This is a genomic window from Gordonia prachuapensis, assembly GCF_036350515.1.
GTDB classification, from domain to species: Bacteria; Actinomycetota; Actinomycetes; order Mycobacteriales; family Mycobacteriaceae; genus Gordonia; species Gordonia prachuapensis.
The window spans coordinates 245,574-266,815 of record NZ_JAZDUE010000003.1 but is presented as its reverse complement, the minus strand read 5'-3'; the positions used below and the strand labels follow the sequence as shown (position 1 = coordinate 266,815).

Here is a 21,242-nt window from a genome sequence, read left to right as displayed (position 1 = left end):
GGAGGCGCCGACGAGGCGACAGCGGCCCGTGATGTGGGTCTCGACGCAATGTCTCGGCGTGGCGGACCCGGATTTCGTTCGTCACTTCAATAGCCTGACGTCAGAACAGCAACATCTGAAACGCCAACACCTCCAGACATCTGCATGCACTTGCGCAACACCCGACCGGGCGGCGGTCGCTGGAGGTGGTGACCGACGATGAAAGGTGACGGCCCGCACGTGGAGTCTCGACCTGGTGATGCACGCCGACCTCGGAGCGGTCGCGCACGTCCCGACGAGTCCACCGGCGCCCGGGATCACGCGGGCGGTCGCCGGCGACAGGAGCAACCGCGCCGGGCACGGCCCCGTCCCGATCAGCCCCGGTCTGAACAGCCCCGGTCCGAACAGTCCCGATCTGACCAACCCCGCCCCGAGCGGCCACGTTCCGAACGACCCCACCCTGACCAGCCCCGTCGCCGGCGACCCCGTCCCGGAGAGCAGGGTCCGGGACAGCCGAGGCCGGAGCAACTCGGCCCCGACCAGCAGCGGGCGCGCCCTCCCCGACGACCCGCACCGTCGGGCGATCGGGCGCCTCAGGACCGCCGTCGACCCCGGGCGGACGGACAGCACGCGCCGCCCCGCAGGCGACGTCCGGCACCACAGTCGACGACGACGGAACGCCGCGCGACGTCGGACGAGATCCACACCCGCGACCGCGGGTCGGGCGAAACGCCACCCAAGCGTCGACGCGCCCGGCCGGCCGACCCGTCGGGACGTCCCGCCGCCGCGCTGGACAACGGTGGCCGGCGTCGGCCGTCCGCCCCATCTGGCGAGGCCGCACCGCGGACCCGCCGGTCCACGGGGTCCGCTCCACCCACCGGCCGACCGGCGACGTCTCGGCCGGGTTGGCGCGCGAAGACCACTCGCGCCGGAGTCGGTCGTGGGCTCATCGCGTTCCTGTCGATCTCGGTGTTGCTGTGCACCGGCTACGCGTGGAACAACGTCAACAACCTGAACTCCAACATCACCCAGCTGGGTGGTCTGGGCCTCGGCGGCGCCGACGACGGCGCCGTCGACATCCTGCTGGTCGGCACCGATTCCCGCACGGACGCCAAGGGCAACCCGTTGTCGCAGGAGGAACTCGATCTCTTGCGCTCCGGCGAGGAGATCGCCACCAACACCGACACGATTCTGTTGATCCGCATCCCGAACGACGGATCGTCGGCCACCGCCATCTCGATCCCCCGGGACTCGTACGTGGAGGTGCCGGGCATCGGGATGTCCAAGATCAACGCCGCCTACGGCACCACCAAAGAGGGTGTGCGTCAGCGCGCCGTCGAGGCCGGGCAGAGCGAGGCGACCGCGGAGAAGGAAGGGACGCAGGCCGGGCGTGGCGCGCTGATCGAGAGCGTCGCCGGTTTGACCGGCGTGGAGGTCGATCACTACGCCGAGGTCGGACTTCTGGGCTTCGTGCTGCTCACCAATGCCGTGGACGGCGTCGACGTGTGCCTCAAGGAGGCGGTGCGTGAACCTCTGTCGGGAGCCAGGTTCCGCGCCGGCGAGCAGACGCTGAACGGGCCCAAGGCACTCAGCTTCGTGCGTCAGCGCCATGGGCTGCCGCGCGGCGACCTCGACCGCATCACCCGTCAGCAGGTGTTCATGGCGTCGTTGGCGAACAAGATGCTCTCGGCGAACATGCTCGCCGATCCCGGGAAGCTCTCCGAGCTCCAGCGGGCGGTGTCGCGGTCGGTCGTCATCGACGACAATTGGGACGTGGTGAAACTCGCCGAACAGCTCAAGGACCTCAGCGGCGGACGCGTCAAGTTCGCCACCATCCCCGTCGTCACCGAGCAGGGGTGGAGTGAGGACGGTCAGCAGAGCGTGGTCGAGGTCGACCCCCGCCAGGTACGGTCGTTCACCGATGATCTCCTCAACAGCAAGAAGGACGCCGACGCCGTCGAGCGGGCCGATTACACGGTCGACGTGGTGAATGCCGGGACGGTCGACGGCCTCGGCGCGAACGTCGCGAACATCCTCACCACCAAGGGTTTCCAGAGCGGAGAGACCGCGAGCGGACAGGCCGACGACCGCGACACCGTCGTCTACGCGCATGCCGAGGACGCCGGGGCACGGCAGCTCGCGCAGGATCTCGGAGGTGCCGAGGTCCGGGTCGATTCGTCGTTGCCGGACAAGCGCCTCAAGGCCGTACTCACCAACACCTACGGCGGCCCCGGTTCGATCCTCGACACCGGCGCACAGGTCGACAACGTCCCGGCCAGCGAACGTGTCGGCAACAACCGGCCACCGATCACCGCCGGAACCGACGGCCCGACGTGCGTGAACTGATGTCATCGGACACGATCACGGGTGCGGTCTTCGCCGCCGTCACGGATTGGTCGCAGCCGCTGCTGACCTACTACGACCACGCCACCGGCGAACGCACCGAACTCTCCGGTGCGACGCTGGGCAATTGGGCGGCCAAGTCGGCCAACTTCTTCGTCGACGAACTCGGACTCGGTCCGGGCGATGAGGTCCTGGTCGATCTGCCCGAGCACTGGCAGACGGCGGCCATCCTGCTCGGGGCATGGTGGGCCGGAGCTCATGTGCGGCTGCCCGGGCCCGACGGCGACGCCACCGCGATCGACCCGACCGGTCTCGGCGCGGCGATCACATCCGCCGGCCGCATCGACGATCACGACGGCGTCGACGAACTCCTCGTCGCATCGCTCGACCCGTTCGCGATGGGGGTCCGCGACCTCCCCGTCGGCGTGACCGACTTCGCGACCGCTGTCCGGGTGCACGGCGATCAGTACTCGCCGTCGCAGACGCCGACCGGACCGGTGCTCGACGGCGAGTCCACGGACACGGTGCTCGCCGCCGCGCGCGATGCCGCCGGCGCCGACGACATCGTCGCGGGTGCCCGCGTGCTCTCCGCGCGCCCCTGGCACGACTCCGCGGGCGTCATCGCGAACCTGCTCGCCCCGTTGGTGGTCGGGGCGTCGTTGGTTGCGGTGACCAATCCCGCCGAGGACCGCCTCGCGGGGGTCGCGGACACCGAGCGGGCGACGATCTCGCTGTATTGACGCTCGTCTGGATCGACGACGATGTGCGGTCACCCCGTCCGACGCGGATTCCTCCGAACACCCCCTCCCGAAACCGGCCGCGGTACGGCATCCTCGAAACCATGAAGATCCCCAGAGCGGTAACCCGATTCAACAAGGCTGTCGGTAACCCCATCCAACGCCAGTGGGCTCCGCGCCTGGCGCCCTGGGCGATGATCGAGCACGTGGGGCGCAAAACCGGGAACTCGTACTCGATTCCGGTGTTGGCCTGGGTGGACGATGATCGGATCTCGATCGTGCTGACCTACGGGCGCCACACCGACTGGGTGCGCAACGTCACGGCCGCCGGCCAGTTCGGCGTGGTGCGAAAGTCCAAGCACTACACAGTCGTCCGCCCTCGTATCGTTCCTTCCGACTCCCCCGACGTCGCCTCCGGTGCGCGTCTGCCGGCCCGGATGTTCGACTCGGTTCTCATCGGCACGATCGTGGAGGGCTGACTCGCCGTGGCCGATGACGCCCTCGACGATTTCTCCTGTCGCGATGTCACCGTCGGGACTGCCACCCGGCGCGTCTGGTCGAAGGGTGAGGGCCCGGCGGTCGTCGTCATCGCCGAGATGCCCGGTATCAGCCCGAAAGTGGCCGACTTCGCCCGCAAGGTCGCCGGGCGCGGACTGACCGCGGTGATGCCCTCGCTGTTCGGTGTCGACGGGCGGGACCCGCGACCGGACAACCTGGGCCGCGTCGGGGCCGCCCGCTACATGACCGAGTCGATCTCGCGGGCATGCATCAGCCGGGAGTTCACCGTGCTGGCCACCGGCAAGACGTCTCCGGTCGCCGACTGGTTGCGGGGTCTCGCCGCCGAGGAGCACGAGCGGTGTGGCGGTTCGGGCGTGGGCGCGGTCGGCATGTGCTTCACGGGTGGCTTCGCCCTCGCAATGGCCACCGACGACCGCCTGCTTGCGCCCGTGCTGTCGCAGCCGTCGCTGCCGTTCGGCGTCATCGGGTCACGCAACCGATCCATCGATCTGTCCGATGCCGACCTCGCGCGAGTGAAGAGTCGGTGCGCGGCGGGACTGGAAGTGATGGGCCTGCGGTTCGCCGGCGACCGACTCTCACCGCGCATCCGGTTCGAGTACCTGCGCGAACAACTCGGCGACGCGTTCCTAGCCGTCGAACTCCCCGACGCCGCCCAGAACCCTGATTCGGCGTTCCCGCAACCGCATTCGGTGCTGACCGAGGATCTGATCGACGAGCCCGGTGAGGCGACCTACGACGCCCGCGAGCAGGTGCTCGACTTCCTGGCGAAGAAGTTGTTGGGCTGACAGGTCAGGCGAGTCGTCGGTCGAGGCGGGCGACGCCGGGACCCGAGAGGGTGGTCAGCGCGTGTGGGCGACGCGCCATTGCCAGCAGCAGTGACATCGCGGGACCACGGACTTCCGGTCCTCGGCCCGCGGACCAGTCGAGATCGGTTGCGACAAGGCGGACACCGCGGGTCGTCCATGCCCCACGGATCAGCGGTGCGATCCGGACGAAGTCGAGCGACACGCACAGCCTTTCGGGAGGTACGCTCCGCTCGATGCCGAGCGGAGCCGCGATGTCCTCTCGGTGGATCATGCACTCCACCAGCGTGATGCGTCCGCCGAGGACTGCACCGACTCCGTTCGGCGGTGTGCCCAAGCGCACCTGCGCGAGCAGGCTCTCGCTGCCGATCCCGGTGGCGGCTGCGACGTCGTCGGCGTTGAGGCCGTGCAGCGAGAAGCGTTGGCGCAGCATCGCACCCGGGTAGGACCACTGGGAGCGGTCCAGATATCCCACCAGGTGTGCGACGACATCCCGCACCGTCCATCCGGGGCACAGGGTGGGTCCGTGCCACTCGTCGTCGGACAGGTTCGCCAACAGTTCGCCCAGCTCACGCCGCTCGGCCGCAGCCATCTCGATCGCGCGCACTCTCACCCCACTGCTCGACCAGTCCTCAAACCCGAGAGTTTCTCCCCCACTAATCGTTTCGTCCTCCATCTACTTCGGGCGGAGGAACCGATTTCCGGGGGAAGAACGTGAAGAAGGCGCGCCGGGACGGCCGACGGTCAGTCGTCGCCGAGCAGCTTCTTCCGCAGTGCCTCGTCCTTCTCGAGCACCATCGCCTCCAGCCCCTGCTGGAAATCCTCCATGCGAGAACGGAGATCGGCGTCCGACGAGGCCAGGATGCGAACCGCGAGCAGGCCCGCGTTGCGCGCGCCGCCGATGGACACCGTCGCCACCGGAACGCCGGCCGGCATCTGCACGATCGACAGCAGCGAGTCGAGGCCGTCGAGGGTCCGCAACTGCACCGGCACACCGATCACCGGCAACGGCGTCGCCGACGCGACCATGCCGGGAAGATGCGCGGCGCCACCGGCACCGGCGATGATGACCGAGATCCCCCGGGCCGCAGCACCGGACGCGTAGTCCAGCATGCGTTGCGGTGTGCGGTGCGCCGACACGACACCGACCTCGAACGGCACCTCGAACTCGGCGAGGGCCTCGGCGGCGGCTTCCATTGTCGGCCAGTCGGAATCGCTGCCCATGATCAATCCGACACGTGGCCGGCCCGGCTCGGCGTGCCCGGAGTCGACGATCTCGGTTTCGGTCATGCGTGCGCATCCCATCCATCGGTCCACTCGGCGTGCGACATCCAGTGCGCGGCACGTTCGGCGCGCTCCCGGACCGTCGCAGGAGAATCATCGCCGCTGCCGACGATGTTGACGTGACCGATCTTACGATCGGGACGTTCGCCTTTACCGTACAGATGGACCTTCGCGTCGGGCATGCGGGCCATCAGGTGGTGCAGCCGCTCGTCCATCGACATCTCCGGCGCCACTTCGGCTCCCAGGATGTTCGCCATCACGGTGATCGGGGCCCGCGGCGCGGTGTCCCCCAGCGGGTAGTCCAGCACCGCGCGCAGATGCTGCTCGAACTGCGAGGTCACCGCACCGTCCATCGTCCAGTGTCCGCTGTTGTGCGGACGCATCGCGAGTTCGTTCACCAACAGCGCGCCATCGGTCGTCTCGAACAGCTCCATCGCCATCACGCCGACGACCCCGAGGGCCTCGGCGAGCCGCAGCGCCATCTGCTGGGCCTGTTCGGCGACGTCGTCGGTGAGATCGGGAGCCGGCGCGAGCACCACTGCACACTGACCGTTGCGTTGCACCGTCTCGACCACCGGCCATGCGCCACCCTGGCCGAACGGCGAACGGGCGATCATCGCCGACAATTCGCGGCGCATCGGGACCATCTGTTCGGCGATCAGCCCTGGCCCGCCGCCGGCGGTCTCGTCGAACACCGCGAGAGCCTCGTCGCGATCGCGCAGCAGCCATACCCCGCGGCCGTCGTATCCCCCGCGAATCGTCTTGAGCACGATGTGCCAGTCGTGGTTCTCACCGAACTCCACGAACCTGGTACGCGCCTGCGCGACATCCCCGGTCAGGTCGGCGAAGTCCGGCACCGGCAGGCCCAGTTCGGCCAGGCGCGTCCGCATCGCGAGTTTGTCCTGCGCGAAGTGCAGCGCCGACGACGGCGGCCGGATCGTGACGCCCTCTGCCTCCAGCGCCCGGAGGTGCTCCAGCGGGACACCCTCGTGATCGAAGGTGAGTGCCACGGCACCCGCGGCCGCCCGCCGCAGATCGTCGAGTTCGTCGTGGGAGCCCAGGACGACGTCGGCGCTGACCTGCGCGGCGGGATCGGACTCGCTCGCGGCGAGGACACGGAGACACTGCCCGAGCGCGATGGCCGCCTGATGGGTCATCCGGGCGAGCTGACCACCGCCGATCATGGTCACCGTGGGCATGCTGATCGTCACGCCGATCATCGTGGCACGGCCGCTTCGTCATGTGCACGACCGACCGCCGAAGTTACCGTTCGGTTTTGTTTCGTACAATCGGTCCTTGTGCCCTTCATCGACGAGCTGGTCGCTCGACTTCCCGAGCCGGTTCGTCGGCTCGCGATGCAACACCACGAACTGATCAAGTTCGCTCTCGTCGGCGGCACCACATTCGTCTTCGACCTGGTGATCTTCTACACACTCACCTTCACCGTGCTCGAACCGAAGCCGGTGGTCGCGCGCGTCATCTCGGGCGTGCTGGCCACCATCCTGAGCTACATCCTCAATCGCGAGTGGGCGTTCAAGAACCGCGGCGGCCGCGAACGGCACCACGAGGCGCTGATCTTCTTCGCGATCAGCGGCATCGGGGTGATCCTTGCCGCGGCACCACTGTGGGTCGCCAACAACGTGTTCGACCTGCGTAGCAACCTCACGGTCACCGAACTCGTCGTCGTCGACTTCATTTTGGGGTTCCTGATCGGCAATCTCCTGCAGATGGGGTTCCGCTTCTGGGCGCTGCGCAAGTTCGCCTTCCCGGTGGAGCAGCTGCGGGGCGGCGACGCCGGCTCCACGGACCTGCATCCGACGCTCGAGGAACTCACCGATGAGGAACTCGGTCATGCCTGACGCCGGGGCCCGGCTCGTCGGCGGGCTGGACGTCCTGGCCGGGCGCCCGACGACCCAACGTTGACGGGATCACCAGGGAGAAGAGCGCAGGCCGCCGAGAGGTGAGCTCGAGCCGGCCACCGTCGGCCTCGACGAGCGCACGGGCCAGTGACAGACCGACCCCGTTGCCGCGCCCGGCGGAGAACCCGCGCCGGAAGATGTGCGAGACCAACTCGTCCGGGACTCCGTCGCCCTCGTCGGACACCGATACCCGCAGCATGTCGCCCGACGGCAGGTCGTCGACCTGGATGTGGCAGGTCCCCCGCCCGTGCTGCAGGGCGTTGTCGACGAGCACGCTCATGGCCTCACGGAGCCGTCCTGGCCGCGCGCTCACCGCGACGGACCGGCCGTCGAAACCCGTGGATATCGTCCTGCCCGCCGCGTCGAACGACGTCCGGAAATCCCCGATCAGGGTGTGCACCATCTCTCTGACGTCGATGTCGGTGGGTACGGCCGGGTCGTTGCGGGAGGCCGCGACCATCTCGTCGAGTTCCCGGGAGAGCCGTTCGACCTGCTCGAGGGCGGCCTCGGCCTCCTCGACGACCGAGGGATCAGGGTGCATCGACAACTCGTCGAGGCGCAGCTGGATGGCGGTGAGCCGGCTGCGCAGTTGATGGGACACGTCGCCGACGATCTCGCCCTCACGCTCGAGCCGCAACGCGATCTCCGCGTTCGCGTCGCCGAGCGCCCGGGACACCCGGTCGAGTTCGCCGATGCCGTAGGACTTCCATTCCGACCGGAAATCACCCTTGGCCATCGCCGCGGCCCGGTCGGCGAGATCGATGAGCGGGTCCGCGATCCGGCCCGCGGTGACGGCCGCGACGATCGTGCCGGCGACGATCGAACTCGCGACCACCACCAGCACGATCCCGACGGCCGCGACCTGGTCGTCGCGCACCTGATCGAGTGGGATCTCCAGCAGCAGCGACCCCGCGTTGCCGAGACCGATCGAGTCACCCATCGTCGCCCCCTCGATGCGGTCGCCGATCACCACCATGGCGTCGGACCCGCCGTCCACCGGGTAGCGCACCGTCAGCCGACCGTCCTCGGGGATCAGCAGACGGAAGGCGTCGATGTCGAGCTCGCCCGGCGGCACCGTGCCCTCGGCCCCCTCCTGCCGGATGAGTTGATCGGAGATCAGTTTCAACCGGCTGTCGAGGGTCTGATGCGCATTGTCGGACACCCACCACCACGCGATCACGCTCAGCGGGATGCCCAGCAGAAGGCCGACCGCCACACACATGGCGATCATCGTGTTCAGTATCCGGCGGCGCATCGTCGAGATCCCGGGCGGGCGTCAGGGATCGAATCGGAAGCCGACGCCGCGCACGGTGACGATGTGGCGCGGCCGGTCGTGCTGGTCGTCGCCGATCTTGCGTCGCAACCACGAGATGTGCATGTCCAACGTCTTCGACGAGCGCAGATCCGCCGAGCCCCACACCTCGGTGAGGATCTCGTCGCGGCTCACGACCTGGCCCGACCGCTCCATGAGGAACCGCAGCAGATCGAACTCGCGGTTTGCCAGCACCAGGTCCTCACCGTCGACGAGGACCCGGCGTCCGCGGGTGTCGAGCTGGATGTCGCCGCCGTCGAGCACCACGTCGGCACTCTGCTGTCGCCGGAGCAGCGCCCGGACCCGTGCCAGCAACTCGGCCAGCCGAAACGGTTTGCCGACGTAATCGTCGGCGCCCGCGTCGAGCCCGACGACGAAGTCCACCTCGTCGGTGCGCGCGGTCAGCATCAACACCGCCAGCGCCGGACGTGCCGACCGCACCCGACGGCACACCTCGAGACCGTCGATCTCCGGCAGACCGAGATCGAGGATGAGCAACTCGAAACGGCTGTCCATGGCCTGATCGAGTGCCTGCGCCCCGTCGGTCACGACCTCGCAGCCGTATCCCTCCCTGGTGAGCGCCCGGGCCAACGGCTCCGCGATGGCGGCGTCGTCCTCGGCCAGCAGCACGTCGGTCATCCTCTGTCCCCCTCGTCGTGGCCACGTTCGGTCCTGCGGTCGGCATGCACGCGCACCTCGTCGGCGTCTGCCTGCCCCGCGACCGGCTCGTTGTCGGCGACGTCGAGTACCTCGTGATACAGCAGTGCATGCACACGCTCGACCTGCGGGATGTCGTCGAACGCCAACGGTTCGTCCGACGCCGATTCGATGATGAGTGTGCCGGTCCTCAACAGCCGATCGATCGGCCCGTGCCGGAACTCGACGGTGTTGATGCGCCGCACCGGGATGTCGATCCCGGACCGGGTGATGATCCCGTTGCGGAAGATCACCCGCCGATCGGTGAGGACGAAGTGGGTAGACGCCCACGAGACCAGCGGGCGCACGAAGTACCAGGCGAAAGCGGCGAGCCAGATGACGCCGACGATGATGAACAGGACGAGACGCGTCGTCGAGCCGATCTGTGCGCCGGTGATGACCCCGGCCAGCAACCCGGCCGCGGCCGTCACCACCAGGAACAGGAGAAACGGGCCGATCAGGCATTTCCAGTGGGGGTGGCGATGCAGGACCACCTCCTCGCCGGGCGCGAGGTTCTCCCGTGGATAGGACATGGCTGTCAGCTTAATGCTCGCCGCGTGACGGACAGCCGATCCCGACACCGGGGTCGGTACACTGCCGGAGAAGGCGTCCCATGACGATCAGTCTCGAGGTCCGATCAGACATGAGCTACCAAGATCCACGCGACCCACGCGATCCGAGGACCGCGCGCTACGAGCCCGGGTACCCGGAGTCCCGGGCGTACGGGCAGTCCGCGCCGCGGTCCGACCACTCGGAGCCGACCTACGCGTATTCCGCCGACCCGTATCAGCAGGGCGACCCGTACCGCAAGGGCGAGGCGAAGCCCCGCAAACCCAAGACCGGTCCCGACATCAATCCGACGATGTTCGTCGGCGGGGTCGTGATGACCGGCGTCGTCACCGGGCTCGCCGCCTGGTTGGCGGCGTGGATCATTCGCGCGATCGTCGATCGGGTGAACGCGGCGGGACGCTTCGGGGTGTGGAATCCGCTGGCTCGCGACGAGTTCTGGTTCGCCGTGGTCGGGTTCCTGTGTGCACTCGCCGCCGGGGCGCTGTGGTACGTCCTGCAGCTCGTCACCCCGTCACCCGACCAGTTCTTCCGCTGGATCGTCGGACTGCTGATCGCCGCGGCGGTGATCATCCCGCTGATCCTGTCCGCGGAGCTCTCGGTGGGCATCGCGACAGCGGTGGTGCACCTGATCATCGGCCTGCCGATCGCCACGCTCGTACCCGCGATGGGACGCAAGAGCATCCAGAGCGGCTGACGCGTCAGTCGTCGACGGGCCGCAGGTGGGTCACGTCGCCGGCGGCCGCGACCACCTCTCGCCCGTCGGCGTCGACGACGATGCGGCCCATCGCATCGACACCGACCGCCGTCCCGGTCACCTCCTGGTCGCCGGGTAGCGCGAGTTTCACCCGGCGGCCGATCGTGTCACTGCGGTCGCGATAAGTGCCGATCAACCGGTCCAGATCGCCCGGCCAGTGCGTCAACAGGTCGCCCAGCGCGCGCAGGAACGTCGCCGCCAGTTCGGTCGACGACACCGGCCGGCCGACACTGATCTGCAGCGATGTCGCGGTGGGAACCGGCAGCTCGTCGGCGGACATCGCGGTGTTGATCCCGGTCCCGATCACCGCCAACCCGCCCGTGGGGGTGCGCGTGTACTCCGAGAGGATGCCCGCCACCTTGCGGTCATCGATCAGGACGTCGTTGGGCCACTTCAGGGTGGGCCGGATCCCGACCACCTCGTCGAGCGCCTCCACGGCGGCCAGACCGGCGATCAACGACAGCCATCCGAGGTGTTCGGTGTCGTCGCCGACCGCCAACGCCGCGGACATCGCGAGCTGGCCGCCCGCCGGCGCGACCCACTGCCGCGTGTGCCGACCGCGGCCGGCCGTCTGATCGGTGGTCAGCCGCACCGTGCCGTCCACGTCCTCGGACGCGGCACGCGTGATCAGGTCGGCGTTGGTCGAACCGGTGGAGTCCACCACCTCGACGTCGCGCCATCGGGTCCCGGCGAGCAATTCGTGGAGGCGGTCAGCGTTCAGATCATCGGCCGAGGAGGTCATGCGATGACGCTACCGCCCGAGCGGCCCAGGTCATCGCCGGATCCGCGATCCCCGACCGATCGCTCGGGAACCTGAGGGAAATCTCACTTTGATCCGGTTGACGTGGCTCACACTCAGGTCGTTAGCATCGTTGTTCATGACGACAGCTTCACGCGAGGACGGCGCCGCGCCCGACATCCACACGACGGCGGGAAAGCTCGCCGACCTGCGAAACCGCCTCGAGGAGGCGAAGCATCCGGTCGGCGAGGCCGCGGTCGAGAAGGTCCACGAGAAGGGCAAGCTGACCGCCCGTGAGCGGATCACCCATCTGCTCGACGAGGGCTCTTTCGTCGAACTCGACGCCTTGGCGCGCCATCGCAGCACCAATTTCGGTCTCGCCGAGCGCCGCCCGGTCGGCGACGGCGTGGTCAGCGGCTACGGCACCATCGACGGCCGCGAGGTCTGCGTGTTCAGCCAGGACGTCACCGTGTTCGGCGGCAGCCTCGGCGAGGTGTACGGCGAGAAGATCGTCAAGGTGATGGACCTCGCCATCAAGACCGGCCGCCCGCTGATCGGCATCAACGACGGCGCGGGCGCCCGCATCCAGGAGGGCGTCGTCTCGCTCGGCCTCTATGGCGAGATCTTCCACCGCAACGTGCGCGCCTCCGGTGTGATCCCGCAGATCTCGCTCATCCTCGGAGCCGCCGCCGGCGGCCACGTCTACTCGCCGGCACTCACCGACTTCGTGGTGATGGTCGATCAGACCAGCCAGATGTTCATCACCGGGCCCGACGTCATCAAGACCGTCACCGGTGAGGACGTCACCATGGAGGACCTCGGTGGTGCGCACACCCACATGACGAAGTCGGGCACCGCCCACTACGTGGCGTCCGACGAAGAGGACGCCCTCGAATACGTCAAGGAACTGCTGGGCTACCTGCCGAGCAACAACCGTGCCGAATCGCCGCGCCTGCCCGTCGACGAACCGGCCGCCGGCTCGATCGAGGAGACCCTCACCGACGAGGACCTCGAACTCGACACCCTGATCCCCGACTCCCCCAACCAGCCCTACGACATGCACGAGGTGATCCGCCGCATCCTCGACGAGGACGAGTTCCTCGAGGTGCAGGCCGAGTACGCCACCAACGTCATCGTCGGGTTCGGACGCGTCGACGGTCGCAGTGTCGGCATCGTCGCGAATCAGCCGACGCAGTTCGCCGGCTGCCTCGACATCAAGGGGTCGGAGAAGGCCGCGCGCTTCGTCCGGACCTGCGACGCCTTCAACATCCCGATCGTCACCCTGGTCGATGTCCCCGGCTTCCTGCCCGGAACCGACCAGGAATACAACGGCATCATCCGCCGCGGCGCCAAGCTGCTCTACGCCTACGGCGAGGCGACGGTCGGCAAGATCACCATCATCACCCGCAAGGCCTACGGCGGCGCCTACGACGTCATGGGTTCCAAGCACATGGGTGCCGACGTCAACCTGGCATGGCCGACCGCGCAGATCGCCGTCATGGGGGCGTCCGGCGCCGTCGGGTTCGTGTACCGCGGCAAGCTGAAGGAGGCCCAGGCCAACGGCGAGGATGTCGACGCGCTGCGTCTGGAGCTGCAACAGGAGTACGAGGACACCCTCGTCAACCCCTATGTCGCCGCCGAACGCGGATACGTCGACGCCGTGATCCCGCCGAGCCACACCCGCGGCCAGGTCGCCACCGCGTTGCGTCTGCTCGAACGCAAGATGGTCAACCTGCCGCCGAAGAAGCATGGGAACATCCCGCTGTGAGCGACGACATCGACACCACCGACGCCACCGACACCGCGTCACCCGCTGCGGCACCCTTCCTGCGCGTCGTCCGGGGTAACCCGTCCGACGAGGAGGTCGCCGCGCTGGTGGCGGTCGTCGCCGCCGCGGCCGGGTCGGGTGAGCCCGGTCCCGCCGAGACCGGTCCGCGTGACGACTGGGGGCGGCCCGTCGACCTGTTGCGGCCGATCTGGGGTGCCCCCGGCAGCTTCACGAACCAGAGGTGGTGACCGCTCCCGCGGTGATCCTCGGGTCGGCGTCACCGGCCCGACTACGGGTGCTGCGTGACGCCGGACTCGACCCGCGGGTGCTCGTCTCCGATGTCGACGAGGACGCGCTGTTGGCGACCTTGGCGGCATTTCCACCGGACGACGTGGTGGTCCGCCTCGCGCAGGCCAAGGCCGACGCCGTGGTCGCCGCACTCTTCGCCGAGGATGCCACGCCCACCGATGCCGTCGTCCTGACCTGCGATTCGATGCTGTTCTTCGACGGACGGCTCAGTGGTAAACCGCATACCGAGGACGTGGCGCGGGCGCAGTGGCGCCGCATGCGCGGTCGCGAGGCGGAACTGATCACCGGCCACTGCGTGACCCGAGTCCGGGCCGGCGCGGTCAGCGATGCCGCGCATGCCGCCGCATCGACCACGATCCGGTTCGCCGACATCGACGACGCGACCGTCGACGCCTACGTCGCGACCGGTGAACCGTTGGCCGTCGCGGGTGCGTTCACTTTGGACGGGCGTGGCGGGTGGTTCGTCGACGCCGTCGACGGCGATCCGTCGTCGGTCCTGGGCATCGGGCTGCCGACCGTCCACCGGCTCCTCGGTGCGGTCGGGATCGACGTCACGTCCCTCTGGCGCTGACCGGCCGTGGCACTGCCGCGAGGGTGAGGCATGGCTACCCTGTCGGTTGTGACCACTCACGTCGAGCGCACCACTCACGACGACGATCTGTTCATCCGGATGGACCGTGCTTTCGGGGTCCCGGTGCTCAGTCAGGCGATCTGGCGCCTGACCGAGCCGTTGAGCGCCGACGAACTCGAACAGATCGGTCGCCGTCTGCTCGCGAGCCCGATCAGTCGGCGACTGCACCGCAGCCGAATCCCTTTCGCCAGGGACTATTGGACCGCCGAGCCCACAGCTGCCGGGCGCACGTATCTCGACGACGAAATGGACGAGGACGCGATCGTCGACTGGATCGAACGGGCCGCCGAGGTCCGCTTCGACCTGGCCGAGGGACCCGTCTGGGAGTTGCGCGCAGCCCCGTTGGCCTCCGGTGGCGGGATGGTGACGCTGTGTTCGTCGCATGCGGTCGGCGACGGCTGGCTGGGCGGACGCGCGGTGATGCAGGCCATCACCGAGGGCCACCACCCACGCTACGAGCCGAAGCCCGCGGCCCTCCTCGACGACGTCCGCGACGCCATCGGCCAGGCGTCCGCCATCGGCATCAACCTCGCCGCCTTGGCCCGCGACACCTGGGGAGCGCGCGGTGCCTCCGCCGAGCAGGCCACCGAGCCCGTCACGTCACGATCCATCCCGGCACCGCCCATGCCCGATGACGAGCAACTCCGTGCCGAGAAACCGATCCGCACCCCTCTGGCGGTCGTCGCCATCCCGGGCGACGACTGGCGAGCGGCCGTCGCCACCCACGACGGCTCGAACAACGCGCTGTTCTCCGCGATCGTGGTGGGGCTCGTCGTCGCGGCCGGCCGGGCGAGCTGGGAGGACACCGTCCGGGTCTCGGTGCCGATGTCGCTCCGTGAAACCGAGGACACCCGCGCCAACTCGACGACCGGGGTGACCCTCGACCTGCCGGCCGAGTGGAGCCGCGACCGCGACCTCACCGCGATCCGCCGGCAGGCCAAACAGACCTACGTCGATGCGGCCGCGCAGTCGAGCCGCCTCTCGCGGCTGCAGCCACTCATGCAGGCGCTGCCCGACGGCGTCGTCGGCACACTCAGCCGCAACGCCGCGACGCCGCTGGCCCTCGCGTCCAACGGCGGCGTCGTCGATCCCCTGTTCGCCGGGCTCGGCGTTCCCTCCCGTGTCGATGCGTTCGCGTCGCGGGCCACCACACAGGGCGTCAGCCGAGAGCGCTTGGCGCGGTTGCGCGGAGGACTCGCGTCGTGGTTTCACGACACGGGCGAAACGGTCACGATCGCGGTGTCCGGGCTGGACCCGGTAGCGTTCCCGTCCTCGACAGAGCTACGGGAGAGCGTCGAGAAGGAATGTGCCCGTTGGGGTTTGCCCACGTCGGCGTGGTGACATTCCTCACTGAACCGGCACTGCCGCCGGACTCTGTTACTTTCTGTTGCAAACTAATAACGACGATGGATCGTCCGAGTTTCGCAAATCGGGCGGACGAAGCGCAGAGGGGTATTGATGGCGAATTCACTTGCGCGCACAGCGCGTAGGGACACGGGCGGGTCCCGCTCGTTCGTCGCGGTGATCACCTGCCTGGCCGTCGCCGCGTCCGCCGCCATCAGCCTCATCGGTGTCTCCGCCCCGGCATCCGCGGCCCCGAGCGAATCCCGCATCGAACGGATCGTGCGCGAGGGACCCACGCGGCTCGCGGCCTACGTCCACTCGGGTTCGATGGACAAGACCATCAAGGTCCAACTACTCGTCCCCAGAGACTCCGACGGCCCACGGCCGTTCCTGTACATGCTCGGCGGACTCGGCGAAGAGTCCGAAGAGAACAGCATCTGGCTGATCAAGACCGACGCCGACAAGTTCTTCGCCGACAAGAACGTGACCGTCGCAATGCCGATCGCCGGCAACGGCAGTTTCTACACGGACTGGCAGCGCGATGATCCCGAACTCGGCCGGTACAAGTGGGAGACGTTCCTGACCAAAGAACTCCCACCCCTGCTCGAGGCCCGCTTCGACGGCAACGGCAGCCGCGGTATATCCGGGCTGTCGATGGGCGCCGGGTCGAGTCTGACCCTCGCCGCGCGCAACCCCGGGTTCTACGACTCGGTCGCCGCGTTCAGCGGCTGCTACACCACCACCGGTCCCGCCGGTCAGGCGTACCCGCGGGGCATCGTCTCGGCCTTCGGCGGCAACCCCGACAACATGTGGGGTCCCCCGAACGACCCCGACTGGGCGGCCCACGACGTCCTACAGCGATCGGGCGGACTGCGCGGCAGCGCCGTCTACGTCTCCACGGGCACCGGCCGGTCGGGCGAATACGACGCACCCGGCTACCCGGGCAATTCGAACCCCACCGACCGGCAGCTCGTGGGTGGTGCGATCGAAGTGGGATCGCTATGGTGCACAAGAAATCTCCAAGCGCAACTCGACGCCCAGGGAATCCCCGCAACGTTCCGCTACGAGGACCCGGGCACGCACTCGTGGCCCTATTGGGTTGACCAGCTCCATCGCAGCTGGCCCTTCATCGACGCAGCACTGAACTGACCGATCCTGCTGTCCATCTTCAGACATCCGACCAGAAGACCAACCGCACACGGCTTGTGACGACGCCGACCCGACCGTGACAACGCTCCGGAAGGAGTTCTCATGGAGTACACCGAGCTTGCCGATTATCCGTTGCCCGCAGGGTCACTGACCGCCTGGGTACCCGAGGCTGACCCTGCGGCGTGGACCGACGACCCACGCCGCCTGTCCTACATGCACGTCGAGCACGCCACCCGCGCCGCCGCCGAGGGGGACGCCTGGTACAGCCAGTGGATCGGTACCGCGTTCCTGATCGAGTTGCCCCTCGACGACGACGCCCTCGCGGGCACGATGAGGCGCTGGTATGCACGCCACGAAGCGTTCCGCAGCTCGGTGATCGCCGACGACGACAACCGGCTGCGCCGGACCACGGTTCCCGCCGACGCCATCTCGGTGACATCCCGGCCGATGGGTGAGAATCTGGCCAGCACCGAGGTGTTCGAGCAGATCAACGAGTACTTCAACACGACCGTGAGCCCACTCGCGTGGCCCCACTGCATCGCGGTGACCGTCGATCTCGAGGACCGCGCGGATGCCTTCCTCCTGGTGTTCGCCGCCGACCACACGGTCATGGACGCCTACACGCAGGTGTTCGCGATCAAGGAACTCACCGCCATCTACGAAGCTGCGCTTCGGGGCGAGCACGACAATCTGCCGGAGTTCGGGAGCTACGTCGACTTCTCCGACGCGGAACGCGAAATCGGCGATCAGATCCGCCATACGGACGCCGCGGTCGCGCTGTGGAGTCAGTTCTTCGCCGCTGCCGACCCCGACTCGCCGCAGCCGACGCCGATGCCGGCCTTCCCGGCCCAGATCGCAGCAACGGGCTCGGCGGCACCCGCGATCGTCGCCGAACGGACACCCGATCACGGCTACCAGGCGACCCTGTCGTCGTGGTTGCTCGATGCTGCGGAGACCAAGGCCTTCCACGCGTTGTGCAAGGATGCCGGCGCGAACATGCAGGCCGGGATCTACACCGCGCTGTCGATGACGGCGTCCCGGCTGTCGGGCAACGGCGATCTCCGCTTCCTCAATCCCATCCACACCCGCAGCGAGGTGAAGTGGGGCGAGGCCGCCGGCTGGTTCGTCGGTCTGATCCCAGTGCACCTGCGACCGCAGGACGCGACCACGTTCCGGGAGGCGATCGGGCCGATCGCCTCGAGTGCCGCCGACTACCGCAAGGTAGGTGCCGCCCCGTTCACGCCGGTCGCCGACCTGATCGGCGGGGACACCACGCCACCGGGATTCGTCGTGTCCTACATCGACCTGCGTCACGCCGAGGGCGCCGACGACTGGGATCGACGGCAGGCCCGGGTATTGCGCAGCGCGACCCGCGCCGCCGACGAGGTCTACTTCTGGATCAATCGGGTGCCGGGCGGTACCAACATCTCGGCCCGGTTCCCCACCGGAGCCGAGGCGGAGGGTGTGCACCGCTTCATCTCCACGTTCCAGCAGATCCTGAAGGTCGTCATCGCCGACGGTGACCTCGCTTACGCCCAGGTCACCGCCGACGCGTCGAGCCCGTCATAGGCCCGATGAGCCGCGTCCCGATCCTGCGCGCGCCGCTCGTGGGCGGTAGCACCGTCGAGTGGCGCCTCGCCGAGCCCGACCGTGCTGCGTCCGAGGCGGTGCGCACAACCGAGGGTCTCAGCTTCCTGCAGCAGGACCACGTACGTGCGTGCCTGGAGAAGCGCGAGCGTGGTGCCCCGCACACCGGAACGGCGACGAGCGTCACCGTTTTCGATGAACCGCTCGACCGCGACGCGATGGCGGCGGCCCTGACGCTGTTCACCCGGCGCCACGAGGAACTGCGCGCGATGTACCCGGCCGACGAGCACGGCCCCTTCCGGGCAGTTGCGCCGGCCGAAGCGACCCGTTACGTCACGGTCGAGATCGGCGACGCCGTCGCGGCCGATGACGTCCTGGCCCATGTGATCGACCGGGTGGTCTCGGAGGCCCACTTCGACGTGATGCCCGGAATCATCTTCGGCGCTGTGGACGACGGCAACCGATTCACCTTCTACACTGCCTGCGATCATTCCCATACCGACGGATACTCGCAGTTCATGGGCGTCGCCGAGATCGCACGGCTCTACCGCTCGATCCGTGACGGGGGCGAACCCGCTGCGCCGACCGCCGGCGGGTTCGGCGACCTGATCCGCGCCGAGGCACAGGTGGCCCGGTCGGTCGATCCCGGCGACCCGCGGGTCGGGATCTGGCGGGAGATCCTGTCCGATCATGACCGTCGCGTGCCCGGCTTCCCGTTCGACCTCGGGCTCGCCGATGGTGAACTCGCCCCGGCCCTGCCGGTGCAACGCGTGCTGGCCGACGCCGATCACCTCGCCGCGATCGACGCGCGAAGGGCGGTCGACGGCGCGTCGATGGCCGGCGTCCTCTATGCCGCACTCGCCGCGGCGCAACGCGAACTGCTCGGCGTCGAGCGGTTCTTCACGGCAACCGTGCTGTCCACCCGCAGTGCCGACACCCTCGACACCCAGGGGTGGCTGTGCAACTTCGCCCCGGTCGCCTTCGCGATACCGTCGGGGGTCGCCTTCGGCGGACTCGTCGCCACCGCGACTGCAGCGGTCGCCCGCGCGCGCGACTTGGCGGGTCTGCCGGTCCATGTGGTGCTTGCGTTGCTGGCCGGCGACGGCAGCTATGTGCCGACGCCGGGTTCGCCACAGATGGTGTCCTACATCGACTTCCGCCGCATCCCCGGCAACGATGACCCGGCGCTGCAGAAGCTTACGTGCTTCCAGGCGGTGGGCGAGACGAAGAACGCCAACACATGGCTCACGCGCTACGCCGACCACCTCGTGCTCGACGGCCACATACCGGACAATGCCACGGCACGAACATCATTCGATCGCTACATCGATTCGATCGAACGATGGATCACTGCGTATGCGGCCGGTGACGACAGTGAGGTGCTGGTCGGCCCGCCGGTGCAGGTGAGCACGTGAAACTGTGCGACGTCGGGTCCGTCGAGATCGAGCCGGGTGCGCTCACCCGATGGCAACTCTGCGCTACCGCTCCCGCCATACCGGTGCCGACACCGCCGTCGGAGAACGAGCAGTTCCATCTCGATGCCATGCGCCGTAACGGAAGTGCGGGCTGGCTCGCGCTGACGGTCGAGCTGCCCGGCTCGGTCGGGATCGAGCGGCTGACCGCGAGCCTGCGGTCGCTCCTGGACCGGCACGAGGTGCTGCGATGCCACTTCGTCCCCGATGGCGATGGCTACCGGCGGTGGCGATTGGACGCGGATTCCGTCGGCGTCGAGCCGATACCCGCGACCGCCCGCGACGGCGGGGACACATCCCCCCACACGCTCACCGCCACCTGCCTGACTCAGATCGCGGCAGCGTGTACACCGTTCGCCCCGCTCGGCCACTATCTCGCCGCGGTCCGCCGACCGATGTCGACGACCGTCGTACTGGCTTTCGACCACTGCTTCGTCGACGCCTACTCATTGGCGGTCATCGCGTCCGACCTCGTCGACGACCTCGACGGTGCTGCCGTGGATCGTCCCGGCAGCTTTCTCGACATCCGCGCCGCCGAGGAGGCCGCACCGGATGTACCGGCCGACGACCCGCGTCTGTGCAAGTGGGGCGATTTTCTCGGCACCAATGGTTGGACGGTCCCCGAGTTCCCACTGGACCTCGGCCTCGGCACGGGCGACACCGCCGAGGTACACACCGCGATCCGCACACTCCTGGACGCCGACGACGCGGCAGGTTTCGACGACCGCGTCCGGGCGGCGGGCGCCCGCACCTATCCCGCACTGCTGACCGCGGTCGCCGACGCGGTGCACCGATCGGGTGGGCCCGCCGAACTGCCGACCATCCTGCCGGTGCACACACGCCATTCGGCGGCCGATCGTCGGGTCGTCGGATGGCTGGTGGGCAATGCGCCGATCCGGTTGAGCACCAACGGCGATCACGACACCGCGGTCCGCACCAACACCGCTCGACTCGGTGAGGCCCTCCCCCTCGCCCACATGGGCCTCACCCCGGTCTACTCGGCGTTTGCCGATCTGCTGCGCGCCGCGCGCCAGGACGTCTTCATGATGTCCTATGTCGACTATCGCCGGCTGGGGTTACCGCCCACGGTCCCGGTGCGCCAGATCTCGAGCACCCGTAGAACTGATGCGGCGCAGTTCTGGTTCTGGCGTGACGCCGACGGCATCCATCTTCGGGCGCGGTACCCGCACACCGTCCGGGCGTTGCACACCATGACCGACGTGCTCGGCCTCGTGACCGATCGTCTGCACGCCGGAGCCTGCGCCCCGTCGCAACTCGACTGTGGGTAGGCTCGTGTGCGGTAGACCGCACGTCGGGGGGTCCGCAG

The 21,242-nt window shown here is 68.5% G+C and carries 21 protein-coding genes; 14 read left to right on the top strand and 7 right to left on the bottom strand.

The features are described from left to right. Window positions 1-198 precede the first annotated feature (198 nt). The 4 genes from V1Y59_RS05335 (at window position 199) to V1Y59_RS05320 (ending at window position 4,363) form a co-directional block, all read left to right on the top strand. The gene (locus tag V1Y59_RS05335) at window positions 199-2,325 is read left to right on the top strand and encodes an LCP family protein (RefSeq protein ID WP_330503794.1); all 2,127 of its coding nucleotides are present in this window, start codon (window positions 199-201) and stop codon (window positions 2,323-2,325) included. Then, entirely contained in the window at window positions 2,325-3,062 is a 738-nt protein-coding gene (locus tag V1Y59_RS05330; protein WP_330503793.1) for a TIGR03089 family protein, read from the top strand. The genes V1Y59_RS05335 and V1Y59_RS05330 overlap by 1 nt, the downstream gene beginning before the upstream one ends. A 101-nt stretch (window positions 3,063-3,163) precedes the next feature. Further along, window positions 3,164-3,538, top strand: a complete 375-nt coding sequence (locus V1Y59_RS05325) for a nitroreductase family deazaflavin-dependent oxidoreductase (protein WP_330503792.1) — start codon at window positions 3,164-3,166, stop codon at window positions 3,536-3,538. A gap of 6 nt (window positions 3,539-3,544) precedes the next feature. Next, the gene (locus V1Y59_RS05320; protein ID WP_330503791.1) at window positions 3,545-4,363 is read left to right on the top strand and encodes a dienelactone hydrolase family protein; all 819 of its coding nucleotides are present in this window, start codon (window positions 3,545-3,547) and stop codon (window positions 4,361-4,363) included. A gap of 4 nt (window positions 4,364-4,367) precedes the next feature. Here V1Y59_RS05320 and V1Y59_RS05315 read toward each other — a convergent pair whose 3' ends face one another. From V1Y59_RS05315 to V1Y59_RS05305, 3 genes are all read right to left on the bottom strand, one after another. Further along, entirely contained in the window at window positions 4,368-4,988 is a 621-nt protein-coding gene (locus tag V1Y59_RS05315) for a maleylpyruvate isomerase family mycothiol-dependent enzyme (RefSeq protein ID WP_330503789.1), read from the bottom strand. Window positions 4,989-5,125: 137 nt separating this feature from the next. Further along, window positions 5,126-5,671, bottom strand: a complete 546-nt coding sequence (purE, locus tag V1Y59_RS05310) for a 5-(carboxyamino)imidazole ribonucleotide mutase (protein WP_330503788.1) — start codon at window positions 5,669-5,671, stop codon at window positions 5,126-5,128. Continuing rightward, the gene (locus tag V1Y59_RS05305; RefSeq protein WP_330503870.1) at window positions 5,668-6,864 is read right to left on the bottom strand and encodes a 5-(carboxyamino)imidazole ribonucleotide synthase; all 1,197 of its coding nucleotides are present in this window, start codon (window positions 6,862-6,864) and stop codon (window positions 5,668-5,670) included. The genes purE and V1Y59_RS05305 overlap by 4 nt, the downstream gene beginning before the upstream one ends. A 99-nt stretch (window positions 6,865-6,963) precedes the next feature. Between V1Y59_RS05305 and V1Y59_RS05300 the strand changes: the two genes are divergently transcribed. Beyond that, window positions 6,964-7,524 carry a GtrA family protein gene (locus V1Y59_RS05300; protein ID WP_330503787.1) on the top strand — a complete coding sequence of 187 codons (561 nt, stop codon included), beginning with the start codon at window positions 6,964-6,966 and terminating at the stop codon, window positions 7,522-7,524. Here the strand turns inward: V1Y59_RS05300 and V1Y59_RS05295 are convergent. Genes V1Y59_RS05295 through V1Y59_RS05285 form a run of 3 tightly spaced genes read right to left on the bottom strand, consistent with a single transcriptional unit; the run spans window position 7,496 to window position 10,125 of the window. After that, window positions 7,496-8,839 carry a sensor histidine kinase gene (locus V1Y59_RS05295; RefSeq protein WP_330503786.1) on the bottom strand — a complete coding sequence of 448 codons (1,344 nt, stop codon included), beginning with the start codon at window positions 8,837-8,839 and terminating at the stop codon, window positions 7,496-7,498. The two genes, V1Y59_RS05300 and V1Y59_RS05295, sit on opposite strands and share 29 nt — an antisense overlap. Window positions 8,840-8,860: 21 nt before the next feature. Continuing rightward, entirely contained in the window at window positions 8,861-9,535 is a 675-nt protein-coding gene (locus V1Y59_RS05290) for a response regulator transcription factor (protein ID WP_330430444.1), read from the bottom strand. Continuing rightward, complete coding sequence (locus V1Y59_RS05285) at window positions 9,532-10,125, bottom strand: PH domain-containing protein (protein WP_330503785.1); 594 nt, start codon at window positions 10,123-10,125, stop codon at window positions 9,532-9,534. The genes V1Y59_RS05290 and V1Y59_RS05285 overlap by 4 nt, the downstream gene beginning before the upstream one ends. 110 nt (window positions 10,126-10,235) lie before the next feature. On the opposite strand from V1Y59_RS05285, the gene V1Y59_RS05280 reads away from it, so the two are divergent. Further along, the gene (locus tag V1Y59_RS05280; RefSeq protein ID WP_330503784.1) at window positions 10,236-10,856 is read left to right on the top strand and encodes a hypothetical protein; all 621 of its coding nucleotides are present in this window, start codon (window positions 10,236-10,238) and stop codon (window positions 10,854-10,856) included. Between the two features lie 4 nt (window positions 10,857-10,860). Here the strand turns inward: V1Y59_RS05280 and V1Y59_RS05275 are convergent, their stop codons facing one another. Continuing rightward, window positions 10,861-11,658, bottom strand: a complete 798-nt coding sequence (locus tag V1Y59_RS05275) for a biotin--[acetyl-CoA-carboxylase] ligase (RefSeq protein WP_330503783.1) — start codon at window positions 11,656-11,658, stop codon at window positions 10,861-10,863. Between the two features lie 136 nt (window positions 11,659-11,794). On the opposite strand from V1Y59_RS05275, the gene V1Y59_RS05270 reads away from it, so the two are divergent. The 8 genes from V1Y59_RS05270 (at window position 11,795) to V1Y59_RS05235 (ending at window position 21,204) form a co-directional block, all read left to right on the top strand. Continuing rightward, window positions 11,795-13,423: an acyl-CoA carboxylase subunit beta gene (locus tag V1Y59_RS05270; RefSeq protein ID WP_330503782.1), complete on the top strand. Its 1,629-nt coding sequence runs from the start codon at window positions 11,795-11,797 to the stop codon at window positions 13,421-13,423. Then, entirely contained in the window at window positions 13,420-13,671 is a 252-nt protein-coding gene (locus V1Y59_RS05265) for an acyl-CoA carboxylase subunit epsilon (RefSeq protein ID WP_330503781.1), read from the top strand. Before V1Y59_RS05270 ends, V1Y59_RS05265 begins: the two co-directional genes overlap by 4 nt. After that, window positions 13,665-14,303, top strand: a complete 639-nt coding sequence (locus tag V1Y59_RS05260; protein WP_330503780.1) for a Maf family protein — start codon at window positions 13,665-13,667, stop codon at window positions 14,301-14,303. Before V1Y59_RS05265 ends, V1Y59_RS05260 begins: the two co-directional genes overlap by 7 nt. Before the next feature lie 48 nt (window positions 14,304-14,351). Continuing rightward, a complete protein-coding gene (locus V1Y59_RS05255; protein ID WP_330503779.1) occupies window positions 14,352-15,704 on the top strand; it encodes a hypothetical protein in 1,353 nt (450 codons plus the stop codon). Window positions 15,705-15,821: 117 nt separating this feature from the next. Continuing rightward, window positions 15,822-16,856 carry an alpha/beta hydrolase gene (locus V1Y59_RS05250; protein WP_330503778.1) on the top strand — a complete coding sequence of 345 codons (1,035 nt, stop codon included), beginning with the start codon at window positions 15,822-15,824 and terminating at the stop codon, window positions 16,854-16,856. A 102-nt stretch (window positions 16,857-16,958) separates the two neighbouring features. Further along, complete coding sequence (locus V1Y59_RS05245) at window positions 16,959-18,425, top strand: condensation domain-containing protein (RefSeq protein ID WP_330503777.1); 1,467 nt, start codon at window positions 16,959-16,961, stop codon at window positions 18,423-18,425. Window positions 18,426-18,430: 5 nt separating this feature from the next. Then, window positions 18,431-19,858, top strand: a complete 1,428-nt coding sequence (locus V1Y59_RS05240) for a condensation domain-containing protein (RefSeq protein ID WP_330503776.1) — start codon at window positions 18,431-18,433, stop codon at window positions 19,856-19,858. Continuing rightward, complete coding sequence (locus V1Y59_RS05235) at window positions 19,855-21,204, top strand: condensation domain-containing protein (RefSeq protein ID WP_330503775.1); 1,350 nt, start codon at window positions 19,855-19,857, stop codon at window positions 21,202-21,204. Before V1Y59_RS05240 ends, V1Y59_RS05235 begins: the two co-directional genes overlap by 4 nt. The last annotated feature ends 38 nt before the right edge of the window (window positions 21,205-21,242 follow it).

Coding starts and splice junctions, on each gene's coding strand:
- V1Y59_RS05240 (WP_330503776.1), top strand. CDS start 18,431: ATGAGCCGCGTCCCGATCCTGCGCGCGCCGCTCGTGGGCGGTAGCACC.
- V1Y59_RS05275 (WP_330503783.1), bottom strand. CDS start 11,658: ATGACCTCCTCGGCCGATGATCTGAACGCTGACCGCCTCCACGAATTG.
- V1Y59_RS05330 (WP_330503793.1), top strand. CDS start 2,325: ATGTCATCGGACACGATCACGGGTGCGGTCTTCGCCGCCGTCACGGAT.
- purE (WP_330503788.1), bottom strand. CDS start 5,671: ATGACCGAAACCGAGATCGTCGACTCCGGGCACGCCGAGCCGGGCCGG.
- V1Y59_RS05290 (WP_330430444.1), bottom strand. CDS start 9,535: ATGACCGACGTGCTGCTGGCCGAGGACGACGCCGCCATCGCGGAGCCG.
- V1Y59_RS05250 (WP_330503778.1), top strand. CDS start 15,822: ATGGCGAATTCACTTGCGCGCACAGCGCGTAGGGACACGGGCGGGTCC.
- V1Y59_RS05270 (WP_330503782.1), top strand. CDS start 11,795: ATGACGACAGCTTCACGCGAGGACGGCGCCGCGCCCGACATCCACACG.
- V1Y59_RS05280 (WP_330503784.1), top strand. CDS start 10,236: ATGAGCTACCAAGATCCACGCGACCCACGCGATCCGAGGACCGCGCGC.
- V1Y59_RS05295 (WP_330503786.1), bottom strand. CDS start 8,839: ATGCGCCGCCGGATACTGAACACGATGATCGCCATGTGTGTGGCGGTC.
- V1Y59_RS05305 (WP_330503870.1), bottom strand. CDS start 6,864: ATGCCCACGGTGACCATGATCGGCGGTGGTCAGCTCGCCCGGATGACC.
- V1Y59_RS05335 (WP_330503794.1), top strand. CDS start 199: ATGAAAGGTGACGGCCCGCACGTGGAGTCTCGACCTGGTGATGCACGC.
- V1Y59_RS05325 (WP_330503792.1), top strand. CDS start 3,164: ATGAAGATCCCCAGAGCGGTAACCCGATTCAACAAGGCTGTCGGTAAC.
- V1Y59_RS05285 (WP_330503785.1), bottom strand. CDS start 10,125: ATGTCCTATCCACGGGAGAACCTCGCGCCCGGCGAGGAGGTGGTCCTG.
- V1Y59_RS05245 (WP_330503777.1), top strand. CDS start 16,959: ATGGAGTACACCGAGCTTGCCGATTATCCGTTGCCCGCAGGGTCACTG.